This is a genomic window from Chthoniobacter sp. (assembly GCF_040003245.1).
GTDB lineage: Bacteria > Verrucomicrobiota > Verrucomicrobiia > Chthoniobacterales > Chthoniobacteraceae > Chthoniobacter.
Genome location: NZ_JBDUCX010000095.1, coordinates 1 through 23,670, shown reverse-complemented (window position 1 = coordinate 23,670; position 23,670 = coordinate 1). Strand labels below are relative to the sequence as shown.

The 23,670-nt window shown below is 63.0% G+C and carries 21 protein-coding genes; 8 read left to right on the top strand and 13 right to left on the bottom strand.

What is annotated here, in order from left to right:
- Positions 1-1,221, bottom strand: a 1,221-nt coding sequence (locus ABJF10_RS14735; protein WP_348545349.1) for a carbon starvation CstA family protein, incomplete at its 3' end; no start/stop codon positions are given.
- 134 nt (positions 1,222-1,355) lie between these two features.
- Here ABJF10_RS14735 and ABJF10_RS14730 point away from each other — a divergent pair.
- Positions 1,356-1,991, top strand: coding sequence for a hypothetical protein (locus ABJF10_RS14730; protein WP_348545348.1), 636 nt, complete (start codon positions 1,356-1,358; stop codon positions 1,989-1,991).
- Positions 1,992-2,142: 151 nt separating this feature from the next.
- Positions 2,143-3,813, top strand: coding sequence for an AAA family ATPase (locus ABJF10_RS14725; protein WP_348545347.1), 1,671 nt, complete (start codon positions 2,143-2,145; stop codon positions 3,811-3,813).
- A gap of 690 nt (positions 3,814-4,503) precedes the next feature.
- Here the strand turns inward: ABJF10_RS14725 and ABJF10_RS14720 are convergent.
- Together ABJF10_RS14720 and ABJF10_RS14715 are read right to left on the bottom strand one after the other, a co-directional pair.
- Positions 4,504-4,938, bottom strand: coding sequence for a DUF4442 domain-containing protein (locus ABJF10_RS14720; RefSeq protein WP_348545346.1), 435 nt, complete (start codon positions 4,936-4,938; stop codon positions 4,504-4,506).
- 26 nt (positions 4,939-4,964) lie between these two features.
- On the bottom strand, positions 4,965-6,326 hold the full coding sequence (locus ABJF10_RS14715; RefSeq protein ID WP_348545345.1) for a M48 family metalloprotease: 1,362 nt from the start codon (positions 6,324-6,326) through the stop codon (positions 4,965-4,967).
- Between the two features lie 126 nt (positions 6,327-6,452).
- On the opposite strand from ABJF10_RS14715, the gene ABJF10_RS14710 reads away from it, so the two are divergent.
- From ABJF10_RS14710 to ABJF10_RS14690, 5 genes are all read left to right on the top strand, one after another.
- The gene (locus tag ABJF10_RS14710) at positions 6,453-8,636 is read left to right on the top strand and encodes a tetratricopeptide repeat protein (RefSeq protein ID WP_348545344.1); all 2,184 of its coding nucleotides are present in this window, start codon (positions 6,453-6,455) and stop codon (positions 8,634-8,636) included.
- Between the two features lie 56 nt (positions 8,637-8,692).
- Positions 8,693-9,424, top strand: coding sequence for an orotidine-5'-phosphate decarboxylase (pyrF, locus tag ABJF10_RS14705; protein ID WP_348545343.1), 732 nt, complete (start codon positions 8,693-8,695; stop codon positions 9,422-9,424).
- A 32-nt stretch (positions 9,425-9,456) separates the two neighbouring features.
- Positions 9,457-9,669: a hypothetical protein gene (locus ABJF10_RS14700; protein WP_348545342.1), complete on the top strand. Its 213-nt coding sequence runs from the start codon at positions 9,457-9,459 to the stop codon at positions 9,667-9,669.
- Between the two features lie 317 nt (positions 9,670-9,986).
- A complete protein-coding gene (locus ABJF10_RS14695) occupies positions 9,987-10,853 on the top strand; it encodes a sulfurtransferase (RefSeq protein WP_348545341.1) in 867 nt (288 codons plus the stop codon).
- A gap of 53 nt (positions 10,854-10,906) precedes the next feature.
- The gene (locus ABJF10_RS14690; RefSeq protein ID WP_348545340.1) at positions 10,907-11,404 is read left to right on the top strand and encodes a SufE family protein; all 498 of its coding nucleotides are present in this window, start codon (positions 10,907-10,909) and stop codon (positions 11,402-11,404) included.
- A gap of 6 nt (positions 11,405-11,410) precedes the next feature.
- On the opposite strand, the gene ABJF10_RS14685 is transcribed toward ABJF10_RS14690, so the two are convergent.
- Positions 11,411-11,791, bottom strand: a complete 381-nt coding sequence (locus ABJF10_RS14685) for a hypothetical protein (protein ID WP_348545339.1) — start codon at positions 11,789-11,791, stop codon at positions 11,411-11,413.
- Between the two features lie 106 nt (positions 11,792-11,897).
- Entirely contained in the window at positions 11,898-12,125 is a 228-nt protein-coding gene (locus ABJF10_RS14680) for a hypothetical protein (RefSeq protein ID WP_348545338.1), read from the bottom strand.
- 100 nt (positions 12,126-12,225) lie between these two features.
- Between ABJF10_RS14680 and ABJF10_RS14675 the strand changes: the two genes are divergently transcribed.
- Positions 12,226-13,626, top strand: a complete 1,401-nt coding sequence (locus ABJF10_RS14675) for an SBBP repeat-containing protein (RefSeq protein WP_348545337.1) — start codon at positions 12,226-12,228, stop codon at positions 13,624-13,626.
- A gap of 7 nt (positions 13,627-13,633) precedes the next feature.
- On the opposite strand, the gene ABJF10_RS14670 is transcribed toward ABJF10_RS14675, so the two are convergent.
- The 8 genes from ABJF10_RS14670 to ABJF10_RS14635 all read right to left on the bottom strand — a co-directional run.
- The gene (locus tag ABJF10_RS14670; protein ID WP_348545336.1) at positions 13,634-14,935 is read right to left on the bottom strand and encodes an MFS transporter; all 1,302 of its coding nucleotides are present in this window, start codon (positions 14,933-14,935) and stop codon (positions 13,634-13,636) included.
- On the bottom strand, positions 14,932-16,035 hold the full coding sequence (locus ABJF10_RS14665; RefSeq protein WP_348545335.1) for a membrane dipeptidase: 1,104 nt from the start codon (positions 16,033-16,035) through the stop codon (positions 14,932-14,934). Before ABJF10_RS14665 ends, ABJF10_RS14670 begins: the two co-directional genes overlap by 4 nt.
- A gap of 51 nt (positions 16,036-16,086) precedes the next feature.
- Positions 16,087-16,479 (bottom strand): RidA family protein, encoded by a 393-nt coding sequence (locus tag ABJF10_RS14660; protein WP_348545334.1) that lies wholly within the window; start codon positions 16,477-16,479, stop codon positions 16,087-16,089.
- 421 nt (positions 16,480-16,900) lie between these two features.
- The gene (locus ABJF10_RS14655) at positions 16,901-18,367 is read right to left on the bottom strand and encodes a M81 family metallopeptidase (RefSeq protein ID WP_348545333.1); all 1,467 of its coding nucleotides are present in this window, start codon (positions 18,365-18,367) and stop codon (positions 16,901-16,903) included.
- A 166-nt stretch (positions 18,368-18,533) separates the two neighbouring features.
- Positions 18,534-19,871: an aspartate aminotransferase family protein gene (locus ABJF10_RS14650; RefSeq protein ID WP_348545332.1), complete on the bottom strand. Its 1,338-nt coding sequence runs from the start codon at positions 19,869-19,871 to the stop codon at positions 18,534-18,536.
- A gap of 166 nt (positions 19,872-20,037) precedes the next feature.
- On the bottom strand, positions 20,038-20,934 hold the full coding sequence (locus ABJF10_RS14645; protein WP_348545331.1) for an SMP-30/gluconolactonase/LRE family protein: 897 nt from the start codon (positions 20,932-20,934) through the stop codon (positions 20,038-20,040).
- Positions 20,931-22,484 carry a PPC domain-containing protein gene (locus ABJF10_RS14640; RefSeq protein ID WP_348545330.1) on the bottom strand — a complete coding sequence of 518 codons (1,554 nt, stop codon included), beginning with the start codon at positions 22,482-22,484 and terminating at the stop codon, positions 20,931-20,933. Before ABJF10_RS14640 ends, ABJF10_RS14645 begins: the two co-directional genes overlap by 4 nt.
- 8 nt (positions 22,485-22,492) lie before the next feature.
- On the bottom strand, positions 22,493-23,670 hold a 1,178-nt coding region (locus tag ABJF10_RS14635; RefSeq protein ID WP_348545329.1), incomplete at its 5' end, for a DUF1501 domain-containing protein.

Here is a 23,670-nt window from a genome sequence, read left to right as displayed (position 1 = left end):
GACGGCGGCTTGCGTGGCCACGGGATCGCCGCCGGGGATATTCATCGCGAGATAAACGCCCGGGTCGAGGGTGCACGCGGCGATCAGGGCCATGATGGCGACGAGTGATTCGAGACACATCGCACCATAGCCGACGGGGCGCGCGTGGCTCTCGCGGGTGATGATCTTCGGCGTGATGCCGCTGGAGATGAGCGTGTGAAAACCGCTGATCGCGCCGCAGGCGATGGTGATGAAACAAAAGGGAAACAGCTTGCCCGGCACGACGGGGCCGGAGCCGTCGACGAATTTGCTGATCGCGGGCATATGCAGCATGGGCAGCACGAGCAGCGTGCCGAGAGCGAGGGCGCTGATGGTGCCGAGTTTCATGAACGTGCTGAGGTAATCGCGCGGCGCGAGGAGCAGCCACACCGGCAGGACACTGGCGAAGAACCCGTAGATGATGATGGTCCAGGCGAGCGGCTCGGCCTTGACCAGGAAGGCGGCGTGGAGTGACGGGTTGGTATGGACGAGCTGGCCGCCCCAGACGGCGAGCAGCAGCAGCACGACGCCGATGGCGGAAACTTCCATCACTTTCCCCACCCGCCAGCTCCGCAGATACACGCCCATGAGCATAGCGATGGGAATGGTGGCGCCGACGGTGAAAACGCCCCAAGGCGAATCGGCGAGCGCCTTGACGACGACGAGCGCGAGCACCGCGAGGAGGATGATCATGATCGCGAGGATCGCGATGACGCCGATGAAGCCCGCCACGGAGTTGAGCTCTTCCTTCACCATCTGCCCGAGCGAACGCCCGTCGCGGCGGATGGAGGCGAAGAGAATGATGAAATCCTGGACCGCGCCGCCGAGAACGACGCCGATGATGATCCACAACGTGCCCGGCAGGTAGCCGAATTGCGCTGCGAGCACCGGCCCGACGAGCGGTCCCGGCCCGCTGATGGCCGCGAAATGATGGCCGAAGACGATCCATTTGTTCGTCTTCACGAAATCCTTGCCGTCCTCATGCACCTCGCACGGCGTGGCGCGGCGGTCATCCAGCGCGAGGATCTTCGCGGCGATCCACTTGGAGTAGAAGCGGTAGCCGATGGCGTAGGTGCAAAGCGCCGCGATGAGGACGAAGCCGGAGTTCACCGGTTCGTGGCGTTGCGTGGCGATGGTCCAGTAGCCAAAGGCACCGAGGAGGGCGATACCAAGCCAGACGAGGAGGGAGACGATTTTTTTCACGGGGAGCGAAACCTCTAGCTGACTTCGCCGCGGGATGAAAGAGCCTGCTTGAAAAAAGGCATGGAACCGCTCCTCTTAGGCGAATCCAGCTTGCCCGCGATGCGCGATCATGCTGCATAGTCATGTATACGCATATGAAATCCTCGCTTCTCCCCCTCCTCTCACGCTCTGTTTCCGCACTGGCCGTTTGTGCGGTGCTCGGCGGTAACGCCTTTGCCCAAGCACCCGCCACGCCCGCGCCGGCTGCACCGCCCGCTGCGCCGGCGGCCCCGGCGGAGAAGCCGAAGCCGCTCGCGGCCGGTGATGAAGCTTACGTGAAAAACGCCGTCAAGAGTCTCAGCTTCCTGATCCAGGTGGGGAAGCTTCTCCCGGCGTCCACCGCCGTGCCGCCGCCGCCCGAGATGCGCCTGAAGGATGCGACGGTCAAGGATATGACCCTGGCCCAGACGGCCCTCAACAAGATCGTGGAGGCGCACGGCCTGAAGATTCCCACGGAACTCGTGGGTGCGGATAAGTCCGATCTCGATCGCGTGACCAAGGCCTTTTCGAAACCGCCGATTAAGGGCTTTGAAACCAAGCCGCTACAGGAATGGGTTGGGGAAATCGTGAAGGAGTCCAAGCGTCTCGATCGGGAGTCGGAAACGATTGGCAAGACGGGGGTGGACGCGGATCTCAAGACGTTCGCTACCAATTACGGTCCGAGTGTCCGCAACGTCTTCACGACGGCGGACAAGCTGGAAAAAGCCCTGAAGGCTCCTAAAAAGAAGTAGTCCTTCTTCCCCAGCGTTTACCTCTATTTTTAGGGCGCGGCTTCGGCCGCGCCCTTTTCTTTTCCCGGGATTCGTGGGGAAGATTTTGAGGAATCTGCGCGGCGGATTTGCGGTTGGTCGCGTGGGGCAGTATAATGGATAAACTCAAAAGATGGACGAAGACTCATTCGACTTCAGCCAGCACGGAGAAGCGCTTTCTCCGCTGGAACGTCTCGACCGCATCATCGCTTCTATTCCGCCCGGGGACGTCGTGCGGGGCGAACTCATCGACCTCCGGGTCGAGATCGGGGATCTGCAGGACACGATGGGAGAAGCGCGGCAGGCCATCGAGAAGATGGACGCGATCATCAAGAAGGTCACGTCGCCGGCCAATCGCATCGGCACTTTCCTCGGCACGCCGAACCGGGAGACCGCGCAGATCGTGGTGGGAGGCAGCGATTACTACTGCAACGTCGACCCGCGCGTGCCGATTGAATCGTTGCGCCGCGGCACGCGGGTGCTGGTGAACGAAGCTTACGTCATTGTCGGCGATCTCGGTTTCGACCGCAGTGGGCCGGTGGTGAAGGTCGCCGAAGTCCTGGGCCCGGATCGCCTGCGCGTGGGCAGCGAGCACGGCGTGCAATCGATGGTCCTCCAGCGCGGCGACTTGCTGATGAAGGAAAAGCTCAAGTCAGGCGACGAGGTACGGACCGATCCGAATTACAAGATCGCCATCGAGGTGCTGGCCCGGCCGCACAGCGACGAATATTACCTCGATACCGTGCCCGAGCTGCCGTGGGAAAAAGTGGGCGGCCAGCAGGAGGCGCTGCGCGCCATCCGCGATGCCATCGAACTTCCGCTGCTGCACCCCGATCTCTTCAAGCGCTTCCAGCACTCGACGCCGAAAGGCTTCCTGCTCCACGGCCCGCCCGGCTGCGGCAAGACGCTGATCGGCAAGGCCACCGCCTACAATCTCACCCAGCAGCTCAAGCAGCAGACGGGCGAAGAGATGCGCGAGTACTTCATGCACATCAAGGGGCCGGAAATCCTCAACATGTGGGTCGGCGAGAGCGAACGCATGGTGCGCGAGATCTTCGCCACCGCGCGTGAAAAGCGGCGCGAGGGTTACCTGCCGTTCCTCTTCATCGACGAAGCGGAGAGTATTCTCGGCACCCGCCGCGCCTCGCGCTACTCGAGCATTCTCTCCACGCTCGTGCCGATGTTTTGCACGGAGATGGATGGCATCGAATCGCTGGCCGAAGTCGTCATCATCCTGGCCAGTAATCGCGCCGATCTCATCGACCCGGCGATCCTGCGGCCCGGGCGTATCGACCGGAAGATCAAGGTCGCGCGGCCCACCAAGGAGGGCGCCCGCGAGATTTATCACATCTATCTCGGGCCGAATCTGCCCTACGATCCGGCGCTCGTGCAGGAGGCCGGCGGCGTCCCCGCGGCCATCGACTCGCTGATCGAAAAGATCATCGACCTGCAATTCGGGCATCGCGACGAGAACCGTTTCCTCAGCATCACGCTACGCTCCGGCAAAAAGGAGACGCTCTACCGCGGCGATCTCGTCAGCGGGGCGATCATCTCGAGCATTGTGGAGCGCGCCAAGAGCCTGGCCATCAAGCGCGCCATCGCCAGCGGGCTGGAGGAAGGGATCAGCATGGACGACCTCCGCGCCTCCCTCGATGCGGAGTATCTCGAGAACGACATCTTTCCGCCGGGCGATCTCACGGAAGACTGGCTGCAACTCATCGACCACGACCCGGAAAATGTGGTCAAGGTCGCGCCCTACCGCCCGAGTGAAAAGTCGGCACCGAAGCATAGCTCGATCGTTTAGGCTTTGCTAAGAACGACGAGTGCGAGCTTGCGGGTGTTGCTCAAGGCTTCGCCCAAAAAATCTCGCACCTTAAATCGGCTTAAGAGGGCTTAAGGCACCTTAAATCGGGCTCTTTTTCTCCGCCCGATTCCTTGGTATTCATCGGCCTCAGGGTGTGGGTCTCCCGGTAGTAGCGCCAAAGTTCTCGCACCTTGATCACCTTGATTTACCTTGATTTACCTTGATTTACCTTGATTTACCTTGATTTACCTTGATTCGGCTTGATTCGAGCAAAGGCTGCCACCCCTCTGGGGTAAGCCGTTTGCCGCAGCAATCCCGGTGGTGTCGCTGCGCTCAACCACCGGCTATGGGCGCTGGGATGCCTCCGGCATCGGGTAGGGAATTAGGCCATTCACCGGTGTTGGCTGCGTTTGCCTGCAGCGAAGGGCTCATTGAGTTCCTGGCGGGTTGATGGCCGGGGGGAGGTGGGCGATATGGCTGTGGCGAGGGTAGCGGGGTCATGGGAGTTCATGTTGGCGAGTATGCCATGACACGGGGAAAAAAGTGCATTGCTCCATTGGTTCCATTGGCTCCATTGCGGAAAATTTACGGTGCGCGCTTCAACACAGGGGCTGCGGGAGCAAGGTTCTCTCCCGGCGCATGAGGACACGCGCCCTACACCTTTCGTCGTGCGCAATTTGTGAGAACTGCCTAAGCGGGGGAGGCGGACAGGCGTTGAATGAACCACTCCACGGTGGCGCTGAGGGCGTGAGCGCCGGAGGCGTCGTGCAGCTCGACGGAAATCGTGATCAGGGCGCGGCCCCTGGCGGCAAGGTCGGTGTTGAGCTGGGTGAGAGCTTCGGGCGCGGCACTCGCGACCGAAGTTACCGATCCGTTGGCGGGCTTGCGGAATTTTGCCTCGAGACGGCGGACAACCGGCACTACGCCCTCGCTGCTGCCGAAATGGCGGAGCAGGAATTCACCGCTTGAAGCTTCGGCGAGAGCGAGCAGGGCACTGGCGTGGACGGTGCCGAGGTGGTTGCCATACTGCTCACCGGCGGGAAGCTGGAGAAGTTTCTCGGGCGAATCCGCCGGCTGAAGTCCGATGAACTGGTTGAATGGAAGTTCGGTGACGCTGCTTTTCATGGAAGTGGTGCCAGCAACGCTGGTGACTAGGAGTTGCTCTCCGGCTTACGGAATTTGCTGGGGTCGTAGGCCATCATGGGAATGGCGGGTTGCGCTGCGGGCTGCAGCGGTGGTTTCGGCTGGGTGCCGCCTTCCTTGATGAGTGCTTCGAGCGGGATGAGGAAGTCGGCGGTGGTGGGGACGTTGAGGTCGTCCTCGTAGTGAGCGAGGGTGACGAGGCGGCTGATGGTGTCGAAGTTTTCGAAGAGCTGGCGTGCCGGGGCATCGCTGGTGAAGACACCGGGTTCGGCGCCACGGCGCGCCTGGCGGATGCGATCGGCGGCGCTGGGATGAGTGTCGAGCCAGCCGGTGTGGGCGAGGCCAAGTTCGTATTCGACCTTCGTGCGGCGCTCGGCGGGGAGGTGATTGGTGCGATACTCGACGAGCACGGGAAGGTTGTCAGGCAACTGCATCTGGCGGCGCCAGGTGCGCCGCATTTCGTTGCGGATGTCAGTGAGCACGTAGTCGAGCGTGGCGAGGCGGAACATGGTGGATTCGAAGCCCGCGCTGCCGGCGATGCGCATTTCCCAGCGATCGGCGTCGAACTCCATCTGGCGCAGGAGCAGGCCGCTCAGGGCATGGCCGGTCATCATGAGCAGCCAGAGAATGCCGCGGGAGAGGCCGACGCCGGCACGGACGCACCCACCCATGAGGCCGATCCAGAAACTATCGCCCGAGCCGAAGGACGCGATCTCGGCGTCCCATGCGTCCCGTTCATAGACGACGCGGGCGAACCAATGATTAATACAACGGATGAGGTAGCTGAAGCGCATGCCCGCGCCCTGCCGGAAATGACCGAACTCGTGGGCAATGACGCCGGCCAGTTCGCGCTCGCTGAGGCCGGCGATGAGCGGGAGGCCGAGGGTGAGGATAAGGTCGTGGCCGAGAAAGCTGAGCAAGCCGCGACGAAAGCTGGCGGAGGCGTTCAGGTTGCAATCGAGTTCGATGCGCCGCGGAGCGGGAGCACCGACGAGGCGGCAGATTTCCTGCACGAGAGCATAGACGCGCGGCTCGACTTCGGGCTGGAGGGCGAGCGGTTGCATGCGCGGGGCGCGCCGGGCGAAGAGCGGCTTGACCATGGCGAGCGCGATGGCGGCGCCGACGAGCAAAGGAGTGAACGAGCAGACGAACTTGAAGAGCAGGACGTAATGAGAGTGACCGATGGGCCATTGCCAGACTTCCAGGAAATAGTGCGTGGCGAAGAACCAGACCCACCAGCAGGCCAGCGCGGTGAGCGCGAGATAGATGACCGGCAGGATGAACATCCCGAGCACGACGAAGAACAACCCCGCGCGATAGGCCAGCGACGGGGTGCTCGCGGCGAAGGGCTTCGCGTCCGGCGAATTCACGCGGAGGAGAGGAGCAAACGGGGAGAATGAAGTCAAAGGTGGAATGGGCGGAGAGGATGGGCGTGGGAGGATGCGAAGTTCGACGTTGAGCGGGAGTGGGGATTCGCGGACAAACGAGGGTTCTCCATGGCCACGATCACGATTTCCCAGGCGCTCGAACTCGCCGTCCAGCATCATGAGGCGGGGCGGCTGGCGGAAGCGGGGACGATCTACCGGCAGATTCTCGCCGTGCAGCCGGATCACGCGGAAGCGCACCATTTGCTGGGCGTAATTGCTCATCACGAAGGGCGTGAAGAAGCGGCGGTGGAGTTAATCGGACGGTCGATCCGGCTGGGATGGAAGACGGGTGCGGCGTTTTCGAACCTGGGTGAAGCGTATCGTGGGATGGGCCGGCTGGAGGAGGCGATCACGGCGTATCGCGATGCCTTGCAACTCCACCCGGATCACGCGGCAGCGCACTATAATTTGGGATTGGCGCTCCATTCACAGGGGCAATGGGGGGACGCGATCACGGCGTTTCGGCGCGCGATCGAGCTGGGAGCTGTTCATGCGGACGCGCAGAGCAACCTGGGTGCGAGCCTCGCGAAGCAGGGGCAGCTCGCTGAAGCGGTCGCGGCATATCGCGGCGCGTTAAGACTCCGGCCCGATGCGGCGGAGTCGTATTTTAATCTGGGCGTGGTTTTGACCCAGCGAGGCGAGATTGAGGACGCCATCGCAGCATATCGGAGCGCGATCCGTTTGGGGCCTGAGTTTGCGGAAGCGCAGCAGAATCTCGGGGCGGCCTTGATCGATCAGGGGCAATCGGAAGCAGCAATCGTCGCACTGCACCGCGCGCTTGAACTCAAGCCGGAGTATGTGGAAGCGCAGTACAATCTCGGAAATGCGCTGCGGGACCAAGAGCGACTCGACGATGCGGTGGAGGCGTTTCGGCGCGCTATCGAACTCCAGCCCGACTATCTGGGAGCGCAGAACAATCTCGGGAACATCTACAAGGAACTGGGTCGGTTGGAGGAGGCGGTCGCGGCTTTTCGGCGGGCCTCGGAATGCCCCGGAGCGGATGCCGCGGTGCAGAGTAATCTGATCATGGCGCTGAATTACCTCCCGGGAATCGATGCACAGGTGATCGCGGAAGAGCAGGCGCGCTGGAACCGGCGTTTTGGCGATACGGTTGGGGGTTTCATTCTGCCTCACGCCAATGATCGTGATCTGAAGCGACGGTTGCGCGTCGGCTACGTCTCGCCGGACCTGCGTGACCATACGCTGGGCAGGAATCTGAGGCCTTTGTTTCGAGCTCATGACCGCGAGAACTTTGCGATCTTCTGCTACGCGAACGTCGCGCATCCCGACAATATAACCGCGGAATTTCGCGGGCTGGTCGACCAATGGCGGGACACGGTCGGCATGTCGGATGAAGCGCTGGTGGAGATGATTCGGCGGGACGGGATCGATGTCCTCGTGGACCTGGCGTTGCACACGGCGGGGAATCGGCTGCCGGTCTTCGCGCGCGAGCCGGCGCCGGTGCAGGTGAGTTTTGCGGGTTACCCGGGGAGCACGGGTCTGGAGAAGATCCGGTGCCGGATTAGCGATTTCAATCTCGAGGAAGGCTCCATGGCCGACGAGGACGAGCGAAGGAAAGGCGTGTTTTTGATCAGGACATTTTGGTGTTACGATCCGTGCGGGCTGGATTTGGCGACGAACGATTTACCGGCAGGCGAAAGGGGATTCGTGACTTTTGGGAGTCTCAATCATTTCGCCAAGGTTAACGATGCGGTGCTCCGGGTTTGGGGGCGTGTTCTGAGGGCAGTAGCCGGCTCCAAGTTGATCCTGCTTTGCCCGGAAGGGAGTTCGCGTCGTGGGGTCGTGGAGAGGCTGGGCACGGAAGGGGTCGCGGTGGAACGAGTGGAGTTTATCGAGCGGCGCTCGCGAAAAGAGTACCTGGAGATGTATCAGCGCATGGATGTGATGCTGGATTCGTTTCCCTACGGCGGCCACACGACGAGTCTGGATGCGCTGTGGATGGGTGTGCCGGTCGTGACCTTGGCGGGCCGGCAGATCGTTTCGCGTGCCGGCTTGAGCCAGCTATCGAACCTGGAGCTGCGAGAACTGGTCGCGTTTTCCGAAGATGAGTATGTGCGCATCGCCACGGAACTGGCGGGCGACTTACCGCGGCTCGGCCGGTTGCGCGCGACGCTGCGGACGCGGATGGAGAAATCGTTGTTGATGGATGGGAAGCTTTTCGCCCGGGGCATCGAACTCTCCTTTCGCGCGATGTGGCGTGAGTGGTGTCGTCAGGCCAGTGACGCTGGATGAACCGGAAACTTCGGCGTTGAGGATGGGTTGGGATTCGCCGAGAAAGAGGGCCAGCCATGTTCACTGAACCCCTGCTTCCCACGAAATCAATCGATCCGCGCGACCGCCTGATTTTTGCCCTCGACGTGCCGACGCTGTCCGACGCGCGCGCCTGGGTGGAACGACTCGGGGATGCGGTGACGTTTTACAAGGTCGGCCTGGAGTTTTGCATGAGCGGCGATTACTTCACGCTGCTGGCGGAATTGAAGGCGCAGGGGAAGAAAGTCTTCGCCGACCTGAAGTTTTCCGACGTGCCGGCGACGGTCCGTGGAGCGGTGGCGAATCTGGCGCGACATGGGGCGGATTTTTGCACGCTGCACGGGACGAGCGGAGTGTATCGCGCGGTGGTGCCGGTGAAGGGAGCGTTGCGCCTGCTGGCCGTGACGGTGTTGACGAGCGTGGATGCGGCAGAGGTGCGAGAGATGGGATGGGGTGGAGCGGTGGAGGATCTGGTGTTGCAGCGGGCACGGGTGGCGATCGAGTCGGGGATCGATGGGCTGATCGCCTCGGGACAAGAGGCGGCGCGGTTGCGCCGTGAACTGGGTGACCAGCCGATCCTGATTACGCCGGGAATTCGCGCGGAATCGGAGAAAGGCAGCGACGACCAAAAGCGAACGATGACCCTGGAACAGGCCTTCCGCGCCGGTGCGGACTACATCGTCGTGGGGCGCCCGATCCGTAATGCACCCGATCCGAAAGCGGCGGCGGAGGCGATGCAGCGGGAGATTGCCAGGCTGTTCGGGGCTTGAGGCTGGGCAGTTTTAAAGTTAATGTCACCGCAATGAGCCTTGCTGAAATCAAGCACGAAATCGCGGCGTTGTCTCCCGAGGAACAGGAGGAGTTGCGGCGGTTTATGATCATTGAGCGTTTGCGAAACGACTCCGCGTGGAAGGCGGAGTTGGATCGCCGCATCGACGACGTGCGTGCGGGCAACTATTATACAAAAGAAGATCTCGAGCGGATTCATGCTGCTCGACTGGCCAGCGACAGTTAGGTGCCTGCGTATCGATATTTCATTGCGCAGCAGGCCTTGGAGGTTTACGCGGCGGCGGAACCAGCGGAGCAATCGCGATTGCTGCGAGCGTTTGAGTTGGTCTGTGAAAATCCGGAGGGCAACACCGAGATCGTCGGCACAGCGCAGAATCGTGAGATTTGCGGGCGATGGTTTGGGAATTGGCTCGTACTCTATTACCTCGATCATCCGATTCGGACGGTTGTAATCACGGATTGCCAGTGGACTTGATGGCTGTCGCGTATGACAGCAATGCCGCTTGAGGGAGATGCGGGGTTCCCTTTACCGTTGGCAGACCTATGAGCGATACCACTTCCCAATACGCGCACCCCGAGGTGCTGGTGAGCACCGACTGGCTCGCCGCGCACTTGAATGAGCCGAATACGCGTATCGTCGAGAGCAACGAAGATGTGTTGCTTTACGATACGGGGCACGTGCCCGGCGCGGTGCACATTGACTGGCGTCAGGATCTGCAGGATTCGCTGGTGCGCGATTACATTTCGCCGGATGCGTTTGCGGCGCTGTGCGCGACGAATGGCATCGGCCCTGATACGACGGTCGTTTTCTATGGCGACAAGTCGAACTGGTGGTCGTGCTACGCGCTGTGGGCGTTCCGTCTTTTCGGTCATACGAAAGTGAAAATTGTGGACGGCGGGCGCGACAAATGGGTGAAGGAAGGCAAGCCATTGACGAAGGAGAAGGCGAAGTTTCCGGCGGCGAACTATCCGGTGCCGCCGAAGCGTTTCGACAAGGAGATCCGCGCCTTTTACGAGGAAGCGCTGGCGCAGAGCCAAGCGAAGCGGCCGCTGATCGATGTGCGTTCGCCGGGGGAATTCAAGGGCGACGTGACGCATATGCCGGAGTATCCACAGGAAGGTGTTTTGCGCGGCGGTCACATTCCCGGGGCGAAGAGCGTGCCGTGGAAGATGGCGGTGAAGGAGGACGCGACCTTCAAGAGCGCCGACGAGTTGCGCAAGATCTACACGGAAGGCTGTGGCCTGCAGCGCGGGGATGACATCGTGGCGTATTGCCGTATCGGGGAGCGCAGCAGCCACACGTGGTTCGTGCTGGTGTATCTGCTCGGCTACGAGAAGGTGCGAAATTACGATGGTTCGTGGACGGAGTGGGGGAACAAAGTGCGGGCGCCGATTGAGCGCGGGAACTGAGAAGGATGGACGATGAAAATGAAAAATGGAAAATGGAAAATGAGCGGTGACCGATGAGCAAGGGCTGCCACGAACCGCCTGACGCGGCGCCGGAGTCGCATTATCCGCCGAAGCTGCAGGCGATCATTCACCTCTTCGAGACGCTGCCCGAGGAGGAGAAGCGCGAGAACCTCATCGCCTACTCGGAGCAGGCGAAAAAGCATGAGCCGACGGCCGGCGAGACTTTCGATCTCGAGGACGTGCGCAAGGATGAGGAGTGCACCGACACGGTCGGCGTGTACCTGCGTCTGGATGAGCAGAAGCATGCGCATTTCCGCATCACGCTCGGGCCGCAGGTGCAGACGCTGACCAAGGCGATGACCTCGATCCTGTGCAAGGGGCTCGACGGATTGCCGCTCGCGGAGATTCTCGAACTGCCGGCGGACTTCGTGCCGAAGATCGTGGGCGGACAGCTCGTCCGTATCCGGTCGCAGACGGTGTACTACATCCTGACGCGCATCAAGAGCGCGTGCAAAGTGCTGCTCAATCGGCAGCGGGCCGCGGAGGCCTGAGAGGCGTTAGTTGCGGTAGTAGCCGCCTTTGCGCTTGCTGTTGTATTCGAGCTGAGCTTGAAGACGGTTGAGGTCGTCGTCCGCCCGGCGGATCTGATTACGCACGTCGCGGCCATCGTACCGACCGTTGCTTACCTGATCGTTGAGGCTGTCGATGTTGCGGCGGATATCCTGGAGGTTGCCCCAGATACGGCGGTCGGTCCCACCGGAATTCTTCACGCGATCTTTCACCATGTCGTAGTGCTTTTGCAGGCTCTTCAGATCGTTGCGCAGATCCTTGGACGAATCCTTCCAGTCATCATCCCGGCGCTTGTCCTTGGCAAAAGTGGTGGTGGGGAGGCTGGTCAGGCCGACGATGATGGCGAGGCAGAGGAGTAGATGTTTCATAGGGGTAGGGTAGTCGTGGCGCCGGATGACGCTCCGTAGGCAAACCCATTGCCCGAAGATTGCCGCCTTTGAAAGCGCAAAGAAACTGGAAAGCCGAAAATGTCGGCTAGGCGCTGCGCTGGTGGCCGACTTCCTCGTGCAGCACGGCAACCGGTCGCTCGGCGGCGTCCTTCCAGACGCAGGCGATATTTTCCTGCTTTTCGTCGTTGTTGCACCAGAGAACTGGGAAGCCGTTGGCATCCAGCCGCTCCTTGAGGGGCTTGCGGGGCCAGAAAATGGCGAGGCAATGGCCGATGACGGACATCACGGCGAGGATTACAGTCGGCTCAGTCATTCTCAAAATTATAGCACGTATTATGCCTACGTAATCACTTCGTGCAAGTGCGGAGTTCGGCTGGACCTAAGCGATTGCTGACCAGCGGGTTTTGTCAGGCGTGAACTCCCCCATTTTTCTCCGCGTCGCCCTCGTGTCTCTCTGTGCTGCTTTGGTCAAGGATGCCGTGCAGGCGGCCGAATTGCCAGAGACGCCGCCCGATTATGTCTGGGCTCAGCAGGCGGGCAGCGCCGGGGCGGACAAGACGCGTGGATTGGCGACGGATGCGGCGGGGAATCTCTATATGACGGGTGAGTTTTCAAAAACGGGAACCTTCGGGGAATTCACGGTGGAGAGCAAAGGAGAACTGGATTTCTTTGTCGCGAAGTACTCCCCGGCGGGAAAATGCCTGTGGGTGCGCACTGGTGGAGGGAGCAAGATCGATCGCGGGTATGGCGTGGCGGTCGACTTGCAGGGGAATGTTTTCGTGACCGGGCATTGCCAGAGCACAGACGCGATGTTCGATGGCATCGCGTTTGAGAACCGCGGTGGGGATTACGATCTCTTCGTGGCGAAGTACGATGCGACCGGGAAAATCCAGTGGCTCAAATCCGGCGGCGGAGCGGGCTACGATTATGGGCACAGCATCGGCGTGGACCAGGCGGGGAACTGCTACGTCACGGGCTCGATGGTCGGCGATTGCGAGTTCCTGGGCGTCTCGACGAAGAACAGCAAGAGCGGCCACATGTTTCTCGCCAAGCTCTCGACCGCAGGCGAACTGGCCTGGTTGCGAGTGGCTGGTGGCGCCGGTGGGAGTGCCGGGGAACATCTGGCGGTCGATGCGGAGGGGAATGCGGTCGTGGTGGGCGGAGCTTCCGGTGTGGAGACTTTTGGGGACCTGAGCATGACGAACAAGGGCCGGGAAGTTTACGCGGTGAAGTACGACGCGAGCGGCCAGGCGCTGTGGACGTTTGCGGGCGAAGGTTCCACCAGTGCGTCGTTCACCTCGGTCGCGCTGGATGGACATGGCGGAGTGTGTGTCTGCGGGATGTTCAAGGACACGCTGGCTCTGGGCGGACAGAAGTTTCAAACGAGTGGGAAAGAGCCGGCGGGCGGGAAAGAGTACGATTTGATGGTCGCGAAGCTGGACCGCGACGGCAAGTTTCGCTGGGTGCATACGGGCAACGGCAAGGGAGTCAACTACGCGCTGTGCGTCGCCGCAGATGGAGCGGGCAACTGCTATGTGACGGGCGAATTCCAATACACCGTGACGCTCGGCGAGACCGTCATGACGGCCAAGGGTGTGCGGGACATCTACGCCGCCAAGTTTGACGATGGCGGTGCGCTGCGCTGGCTGCGGTCGACGGGAGGAACCAAAGGGAACCTCGGCTATTGCATCGTCCGGGATAAAGCGGGCGCGCTTTTCCTTTCCGGCGCGTTCGACGGCGAGACCGCCTATGGCTCGACGACGCTCACGAGCAAGGGGAGCAACGACATCATGCTGCTAAAGCTCGGTAAGTAAGAGGAGGTCAGGACGCGGCCGGTCGAGTGGCGCCGAGCGGTCGGGTGCTATCGACGAAGAGGGCGGTGGTCGAGAGCAGGATGAAACCGCCGGCGCACATCCAGAAGACTTCGCTCCAGTCGGCGCGGTGCATCGAGCTGGCGAGGGCGAGAGGAATGGTCTTGGCGACGGCGGAGGCGCCGAGGTTTCCCCACATGTTACTCCACGCGAGGGTGGCGGCGACATGACTGCGTCCCATGTCCTGGGCGAGCGTCCAGATGGCGGGGTTGGCGCTGTCGGTGGCAAAGGCGACCAGGCCGCAAGCGATGACCACGCCCGTCGCACTGTGCAGCACCGGGCACACGAGGTAGGCGAGCGCGCCGACCAGACCGCCGATGATGAGCGGCAGTCGCCGACCCCAGCGCGGGCCAAACCAGCGGGTGAGCGCATCGCACCACCAGCCGCCAAAGAGCACCCCGGCCATGCCGCACGCGAGGGCGACAGTGACGTAGAAATTGGCGTCCTTTTCATTCAAGCCGCGGACGGTTTGCAGATACTTGGGCAGCCAGGTGACGAGCAGCGCCCAGCCGAAGTTCAAACCGATGGCGCCGAGGCTGAGCAGCCAGAGGCCGGGGTGGCGGATGAGTTCGCGCCATGGAAACCGATGATCGGGTGCGGGAGGTGGCGGGCCACCGTTGAGGATGAGCGTGCGCTCGGCTTCGTTGGTCCACGGATGCAGTCCGGGTTCGTCGCGGAAGACGAAATGCGTCGCGGCTGCGAGGGCGAGGCCGATGGTGCCGTAGATCCACAACACGGGGCGCCACGCGCCGAGGGCGCCGATGACCGAGACGGTGAGCCACGGGGCAAGCGCATTGCCGAAGCGACCGCCGAAGGAGACGAGGGAATTGGCGCGGGCGCGCGCGCCGAAGGGAAACCAACGGGAGATGACACGGGCGCTGGCGGGATAGGCGCCGGCTTCCGACAGACCGCAGGCGAGGCGCACGATGATGAGCGCGGCGAGGCTGGCGGTGAAACCGGTGAGGGCGGTGCAGATGGACCACAGGACGATGTAAGCGACGAGCATGCGCCGGGGGCCGAAGCGGTCGGCCAGCCAGCCCGCGGGCAACTGGCCGAGCGCGTAGGCGAAGAAAAAGGACGAGAGCACATCGCCGACGTGCGCTTCGCTGAGCCCGAGCTCGCGGAGGAACGACGGCGAATGCACGACCGTGGTCATGCAAATGCGGTCGAGATAGAGCAGGAAGGCGTTGGCCGTCGCCACGGCGAGCAGCGCGTAGCGGACCCGCGTGGCGCTGCCCGTGGGTTCGCTCATTTCAAGTGCTCGCGCAGGAAGCGAAAGAAATTGCCGTGGTAGAGGCCGTCGATGTCGGGCTGCGCGTAGCCGCGGGCGGCGAGGAGTGGGCCGATCTTCACGAGGTCGGCGATGCTATTGAGATCCATCGGCGTCTGCTCGGTGCCGAAGCCGCCATCGAGATCGGTGCCGATGCCCACGTGCCGGGCGTTGCCGGCGATCTGGCAGATGTGATCGATGTGCTCGCAGATTTTTTCGATCTTCAAGCCGAAGTCTTCCGGGCGGGAGCGTTTGTGCGCCCAGCCGTGGACCATCATGATCGCGTCGAAGGCCATGCCGATGACCGCGCCGCGCTCGACGAGCACCTTGATTTGCTCGTCGGTGAGTTGGCGGTTCCAGTCGGCGAGCGCGCGGCAATTGTGATGGCTGGCCCAGAGCGGGCCTTGATAGTGCGCGAGCGCATCCCAGAAACCCTCGTCGCAGAGGTGGGTGACATCGAGGATGATGCCGAGTCGTTCCATTTCCTTGAGCAACTCGTGACCGATCGGTGGCATAGGGCCTTCGTCGTCGGTGCCGTGGCCGTAGATGCCGGGTCCGTAGTGCACCGGGCCGAGGGCGATGAGGCCGTCGGCGCGCGATTGCTCGAGATGCCGCCAGCTCAGGATGGAATCGGCGCCCTCGAGGCTGAGCAGGAAACCGATGGGGAGTTTCGCGGCTTCCTCAGCGGTGGCATTTTGCCAGCGAGTGGCGTGGGCCTCGACCTCGGGCCAGGTGCGGAGCTGGACCATTTCACCGCAGCCTTCCATCGCGCGGTAATAGGCGAGCTGACCTTGAGTATGAGCCCAGGCTTGCTCCGGGCTGCGCCAGCCGGGAAGGTTGTGAAAGCGGGATGCATAGCGCGCGATCTGCGTGGCGACGATGATGCCGATTCGCCCGCGGCGGAGCTCGGGAAAGCAGACCGTGTTACGGGCGCGATGCCGCTCGGCGTCCGCCGGCAGAGCGCCGCCGGAGAGTTCACAGCGGCGAATCTTTTCCAGCGACCAGCGCTGGTCGCGATTGAATTCCATCGCGTTCATCGAGATGTCGAGATGGCAGTCGAAGATGAGACTCGGAGGGTTCATGAAGAAAGGATGAAGGCGGAAGGATGAAGGATGAAGAGGCGAGCGAGTGGTTCAGGCAGGGCGTTTTACGGCGACGACTTCGATCTCGTAGCGGAGCGTGGGTGGGAGACAATTCGTGATCGTGGTGCGCGCGGGATAGGGCTCGGTGAAATACTCGCGATAGAGCTGGTTGTAGAGCGCGACGTCGGCGGCGTCGCGCACGTAATTGCGGGTCTGGATGACGTGGGCAAGGTCGGTGCCGGCGGCGGCGAGGACCTTGCGCACATTCTCGATGGAGCGGCGGAACTCGCCTTCGAAGGAGTCGCTGACGATCTGGCCGGTTTCGTCGACGGAGGCCTGGCCGGAAATGAAGATGAGGTCGCCGAAGCAGACGCTGGGGCTAAAGGGGAGATGCGAGGTAGGAGTGGCGGCGTCGCGGGGATAGGAGACGGAGGGGTGGGTCATGGGATGGAGAAAAAATTAGGGGTGCGATTGGGCACGATCAGGCACGATTACTCTGGATTGGCAGGAAGGGAGTGGGTCCACGAAAGGCAGGAAAGGCCACGAAAATGGGGTGAGATGAGGGGGATTTTTAATTCGGTGGGATCAGGTGGGATCGGTGGGATTTACACTGGAGAGCGGGAGGGAGCCGCACTGGGATCTGGGGTGGGATCCCAGTGGGTGGAGTCGGGCAAGTGGGAGGGGCCGCGGGGAGCGCCCCGCGGATGTCGCTTTGCTGCCAGCATGGAATGTGTGTCGCATGATCGGTGAAACTGCCTTCCCTCGCCTCGCATCCTTTCCCAGTCCGCCCGTGGTAATCCTTCCTCCTCTATCGTCGAGCGGGAGTGTAGCACGCCTTTCCTGATTTGTCAACAACTTTCTCATCCTAATCGAGAGGGAAGATCGGGCGGCGGACGTGGCGGTAGGGGAGGGAGCGCAGGTTGCTGGTGCAGGGGCCGGGAGTGTCCACCCACAGCATGCGGGTGGCGATGGGATCGTAGGCGCGGCCATGGGCGACGGCGGCTTTGACGACGATGACGGAGAATTGCGCGGGGTCGATGCCCTGGCTGCGCCATTGGCCGAGATCGAAGGGTGGGGTCTTGCGGCTGGTGAGCAGGATGGTGAGGCGTCCGGCGTGGCGGACGACGGCGCATAGGCCCATGTCAAAGCAGTCGCCGGCCATGGAGGCGAGATGGCTCTGCTTGTCTTCCAGTTCGAAGCAGCCGTCGCCGGTGTGGAGCAGTTCCACTTCGAGATCGAGCGGGCCCGCGTCGATGCGGCTGCCTTTGCCGCCGATAGGTAGGTTGATCCGCGCGCCGGGAGCCAGGGCGGAGAGACGTTGGACGGCGGCGGGATCGTTGATGGCGATGGCCGCATTGGGAATGGCGCGCTCGACGAGGGCGCGGAGGAGGCTGGTGCCGTCGCCTGGGGCGCCGCCGCCGATATTGTCGGATGGTTCGACGAGCACGGTGAGGCCGGAGGGGAGAGGATCGAGCTTCGCCAGCACTTCGGCGACGGGCGCGTCGGTGACGTTGCCGGCGGCTCTCGTGGCGTGCGCCAGGGCGGCGAGCCGTTGCAGGGCGCCGTGGGGGTCGGATTCCTCGTCCGTAGTTGCGATGGCGAAGCTGACGCCGGTGTCGGGCGTATCGGCGAAGGAAAAACCGGCGACGACATTAACGACCCAAAATGCCGGGGACTCGACTTCCAGTTGGCGGGCGAGCATTTCGAGCACATGCATCGGTGGCAGGGCTGTGGCGGTGCCGGTCGGCGGCCACATGATGGGCGGGTGGTGCCAGAACATGCGGGGCACTTGCTGCGTGGTGAGCGCGCGCTGCAAGAGCTCCGCGGCGAGGACGGCCATGGCGCGGCCGTCGGTGTGCGGGTTTTCGCGATAGGCGACGAGGCAGTTGGCGAGGTCGGCCATGCGTTGCGTGAAATTCGCATGCAGATCGAAGACGCCGAAGATGGGGACATCGCCGACGCGCTGGCGCAGCCGGGAGAGGATCTCGCCTTCCACATCGAGAGACGATTGTGAAACCATGGCGCCGTGCAGGACGAGATAGACGGCATCGACTTGCGAGGGGATGCGCGCGGCCAGTTCCTGCCAGAACGACTCGATCACTTCGTCCTCGACCGTGGCGCTCGGGGAGGCGCGGAAATCGACCGTGGGGACGATTTCCCAACCGAAGGATTTGGCGGATGCGAGCGCGCCGCCGAGCGGTGAGCTGTCGCCGGTGCAGCGCAGCAGGTCGCATCCGCAGAGGACTTGGAAATCGGCCAGCGGGGTCGTGCCTTCGAGGAAGGTGTGCGTCTCGTGGAAGAGGCCGGCGAAGAGGACGCGGGGGCGGCTCATGCCAATAAGCAAGGTCCACGTCTTGCCTGGGATGTTGCGCCCACTTCGGGGCTGGGACGATTTGGTGGTAAATACCCAGGGCGCTGCCCTGGGCTGGCTTGTTGCTGGGCCTTTGGCCCGAAGCGTTGCTTCGGCAGAGACAATCCGCGAATTTCAGCCTGTGGCGTCATGTCTTCCACTCGGTGGCGTGTTGGGCGAAGGCGGCGGTGGCGCGGGTGAGGGCGGTGTCGATGTCGGCGTCGGAGTGGGCGAGGCTCAGGAACCAGAGGCCGCGTTCGATGGCGCGCACGCCGTGTTCGAGCAGGCAGCGGCGGAGGTGCGCCCAGCGTGGCGCGTCGTGGCGTTGCACGTAATCGCGGTAGTCGCGGATGGGGCCGGTTGCGGCGCCGGGCTTGAGCAGGGTGGTGTGGAAGACCAAGGCCGGGCCTTGGGCTTGCAGGGGCACGTTGTATTCGCGGGCGAGCTTTTCCAAGCCGGCAATGAGCCGCTGGCCGAGACGCTGGAGTCCGGCGGGATGCTGCGGACCGAGGGCGAGAATTTCATCGAGGCACCAGCGGCTGGCGGCGAGACAGAGGGGATTCGCGTTGAGCGTGCCGGCGTGGACAACTTCCCCACGGATGATGGGGTCGAAGACTTTTGCTTTGCCGGCGAGCGCGGCGAAAGGCACGCCGCCGCCAATGGCTTTGCCAAAGATGGTGAGATCGGGTGAGAAACCGTAGTAGCCTTGCGCGCACGCCGCGCCGAAGCGGAAGCCGGTGATGGTTTCATCGGCGATCATCAACGCGCCTTCGCGGTCGCAGAGTTCGCGAATGGTCGCGAGCAGGCCGGCGGCGGGTTCGAGGCAGCCGGTGTTGCAAAGCGCGGGCTCGAAGATGATGGCGGCGATTTTTCCCCGGTATTGATCCACGCGATGGCGGAGATGCTCGGGATCGTTCCAGCGGGCGACGACGAACTGATCGAGCACCTCGGGGATGATGCCTTTGCTGGGGTGCAGGCGGGTGGGTTCGTCCGCGGTGCCCCACTTATCGGGCGGCGGGGCGAAGCCGACGAGGCCTTCATCGGACCAGCCGTGATAGTGGCCCTCGAATTTCAGCACGAGCGGCTTGCCGGTGAGGCCGCGCGCGAGGCGCAGGGCGCTCATCACGACCTCGGTGGCGGAGTTGTTGAAGCGCACGCGCTCGGCGCCGGGGACCATGGACTGGAGGCGCTCGGCGACGTCGATCTCGAGTTCGGATTGCGCGGCCCAGTGCGTGCCGAGGCGGGCTTGGGCGGCGAGGGCGTCGGCGAGACCGGTGGGGGCGTGGCCGAAGAGGAGCGCGCCCTGGCCGGTTTGAAAGTCGAGGTATTCATTGCCATCCACATCCCAAAGGCGCGAGCCAGCGCCGCGTGCGAAGTAGAGCGGCACGGGTTGCTCCATTTTGCGGATGCCGCTGTTGACGCCACCGGCGATGCTCTGCTGGGCGCGTTCGAAGAGGCGGCGGGATTCGGTGAAGCGGTCGGTCATTGGAGTGCTTGGTGCTTGGTGCTTAGTGCTTAGTGCTTGGTGCTTGGTGCTTGGTGCTTGGTGCTTGGTGCTTGGTGCTTGGTGCTTAGTGCTTAGTGCTTAGTGCTTAGTGCTTAGTGCTTAGTGCATGCTGCGCAGTGGAATACTTAGAACTTAGGACTAAGAACTATTTCTCCTGCCAGCGCTGCCATTCAAGGCCGGGGCGGTCGACGCGGACCTGGACGAGGCGCTGGTGTTCGACCTCGGTGATGTAGAGCGTGCGGCCATCGGGGCCGCCGAAGCAGAGGTTGCTGGGTTTTGCGCCGAGGATCTCGAACTCGCGGAGCACCTGGCCGGTGGGCGAGAGCTTGACCACGGTGCCTTTGAGCTGGCGCGTGATGTAGAGGTTGCCGTCCACGTCGCAGCGCATGCCGTCGAGGCTGAAGTCGTCGAATTGCTTGAGCAGCCGTTTGTCGGTGAGCGCGCCGTCGGGCGCGATGGTGAAGGCCCACACGGTGCGCTGGGTGCTTTCGTTGACGTAAAGGGTGTGTCCGTCGGGGCTGAGGTCGAGGCCGTTGGTCGTGCCCATGATTTCCGCGAGGCGCCGCACGTGGCCCTGCGGGTCGATGCTCCAGAGTTGGCCGTCGCCGGCTTCCCAATTCGGATCGCTGGCGTAGAGCGTGCCGTCGGGAGCGAGGGCGAGATCGTTGGGCTGATTCATCCGGTCCTCGTGGGCGAAGACCTTCACGGCGCGCGTCTTCATGTCCACCTGGAGGATATTGTGCGCGGTGTAATCGGCGACGTACATGGTGCCATCGCGGGAGAAGCGGATGCCGTTGCCGACGCTGCCAGCGGGTAAGGTAACGAAGACTTCGGTCGCGCCTTGAGGGGTGGTTTTTTGGATGGTTTGCAACCAAGGGCCGTTGACGCAGTAGATGTTGCCGGCGGCGTCGCAAGCGGGGCCTTCGACATCGGGAATGAAGCCGCCGGCGTTTGTGAGCGGCTTGGCGACGAAAAGGGGTGGGTCGTCGGCGAAGGCGGCGGAGAGGAAGAATGGGAGGAAGAGGAAGAATAGGCGGCTCATGGTGCGGGAGTGGCGGGCTCGGGCTTGGGTGCTTCCTTCTTCTCGGCGGAGGCGGTGACGGTGAGCCAGAGCTGATCCGTCGAATTGATGACGAGCTCGGTGTAGCCTTGCGGGACGCCGTTGTTTTCGCCGGTGGTGGTCATGGAATAGATGACCGCGTGTTCGGCGCCGGATTCGGTTTCGCGGAGAACGAGCTGGATCGGTCGGCTGGCCGCGGCGGCGCTGGCGTCAGCAGTCAGCTTGAGGGTGACTTCGCCACCTTTTTCCGGCACGTCCACTTCCGGGGCGCTCACGCCTTCCGGCAGATTCTTCGCGGCCAACTGGAGCTTTGCCTTAAAGCCGTTGGCGCCTTTCACGGTGGCCTTGAACTCGCTCGTTTTGCCGGCGGCGACGGCGAACGCGTGATTGGCGGCGGTGCCGGTGACGGCGGGCACGGCCTCGGCAATGTTCAGATGGTAGAGGAAGTCGGGTCCGCCGTGGTGGGTGACGTCACCGATGGCGACGGTGAAGGTGCCGCTGCTCGGCGCGGTCCACGTGATGCGTGGGTCGCGCGAGCCGTCGGTGTCATCGGCGCGCGTCAGTTGCTTGCCGTCCTTGTTTTCGATTTTGAGCCACGCATCGAGCGGCGCTCCGGCGCGGGCGCCGAGCACATTGAGCTCGTAGATCTTTTGTTTCTCGGCGGTGAAAGCGAAGCGGTCTTCGTCGCCGCGCTGGTTGATACAGCCGGAGATGGAGCAGGGGACGGCGACGGATTGCGCTTTGTCGATCGTGTCATTCGGCTCCTGCTCGGCGATTTCTGCGGCTTGATTGGCATCGTGAGGCGGAAAGCTGACCCGTGGCCGGGATGCGGTGGTGAGATGCAAGCGGTAGACACAGCCGTCGCCGCCGGTGAGCGTGACGGCGGCGGTCGCGGGATAGACGAAACCCATGAGCTGCACGATGAAGGTGCCGTCGCGCGGTGCTTCCCAAGTGAGGTCCGGATCGAGGGTGCGGCCATCGTGATTGAAGGCGAGTTCGTGGCCGCTCTCGTCGACGATGCGGAGCATGCCGTCGAAGGTGGAGGCGAGCACGTAGGCTTCGACCCAGGCCGTGAGCGCCTGGCCCTTTTTCAACGTGACGGCGAAAGAATCGACGTCGCCGGCTTTGTCGAGCCGCCCGCTGATCGTTGCGGGGAGAGCGTCGATCTTCTGCGGCGCTTTGTAGTCGTCGTTCGGCTCTTTTTCGACGAGCTCCGGTTCGGTGGAGACGATGAAGAAGCGCGGTTGGGAAGCGCCGTCCTTGTTGAAAAGGCGAACGAGGTGCGGGCCGGGAGCGGCGTCCTTCGCGATCTCCACATCGAATTTTCCCTTGGCCTTGGCGGGCGTGAAAGTGATGCCCGGCGCGTCGACCCAGACTTGCGGGGGCCAGGGGTCGGACTTGCCCACCGGGGTGATCGTGACCGTGGTGCCCTGCTGCCCGGCGGCCGGGTAGAGATGGGTGAGCGTCGGCTCAGCGGCGGAAGCCGCGCCGAGGACCGCGAGGAAGATACCGGCTGCGCGCAATGACCACACGCGGCAGATCAGGCGAAGAGTTCCTTGATCAGGTGGCCTTCGTTCACCAGTTGAACGGGGCGCCCGCTGCTCGTCTCGAGCGTGAGATTCGGGTCGATGCCCATCTTCGTGTAGAGCGACGCGGCGAAGTCCTCGGGGCGATACACATTCTCCGCGGCGTGATAGCCCTTGGCGTCGGTGGCGCCGACGATTTGTCCGCCGGGAATGCCCGCGCCGGCCATGAGCACCGACATGGCAAAGGGCCAGTGGTCGCGACCGGCGTCCTTGTTGATCTTCGGGGTGCGGCCAAATTCACCGAGGGCAATGACCATGGTGTTTTCCATGAGCCCGCGCTCGCTGAGATCGTTGAGCAGCGCGGAGAGCGCCTGGTCGAAAGTCTTCAAGCGGTTGCCCTTGTAAGTCTCGAAAAGTTTGCGGTGATCGTCCCAGCCGCCGTAGTTCACGGTGACCCAGGAGACGCCCACTTCCACGAGTCGGCGGGCCATGAGCATGCGCTGGCCCACGTCGTTGCGGCCATAGGCGTCGCGCACCTTGGCGTCCTCGCGGCTGATGTCGAAGGCGGCCTGGGCCTTCGAGGACGAGACGAGATCGAAGCCCTGCTGGTAGAACTTGTCGAAGACCACCGCGGGATCGTCCACGAGCTGGTCGTTGAAGCGCTGCATGCGGTCGAGCGCGACACGCAGGTCGCGGCGGGAGCGGGCATGGCCTTCGGTGATTTCCGCGGGCACGACCACGTCGCGCACCTGGAAGCCATTGGCATTTGGATCGCCGCTGATGACGAAAGGCGCGTGCTGGCCGCCGAGAAAGTTCGGGCCGCCGGAGCGGGTGTTGCTCGGCATGGCCATGTAGGCGGGCAGGCCGCTGCGCACGCCGCGGTCGTAGGAGACCATGGAGCCGAAGGACGGGTGAAAGGTGACGAAGGCGCCGCAGCCGACAGGCACGGGCGTGGGCGCGCCGGTCATCATGTAGTGATTGCCGCCGCCATGGTTGGGATCCTTGTGGCAGATCGAGCGGATGGCGGTGAATTTGTCGAAAGTCTTGGCGAGGTTGGGGATCGTCTCGCTGAAATGCACGCCGGGCACGCAGGTGGGGATGGTGCCGAAAGTGCCGCGAATCTCCGCCGGAGCATCGGGCTTCGGGTCGAACGTCTCGTAATGCGACGGCCCGCCATCCATCCAGATCATGA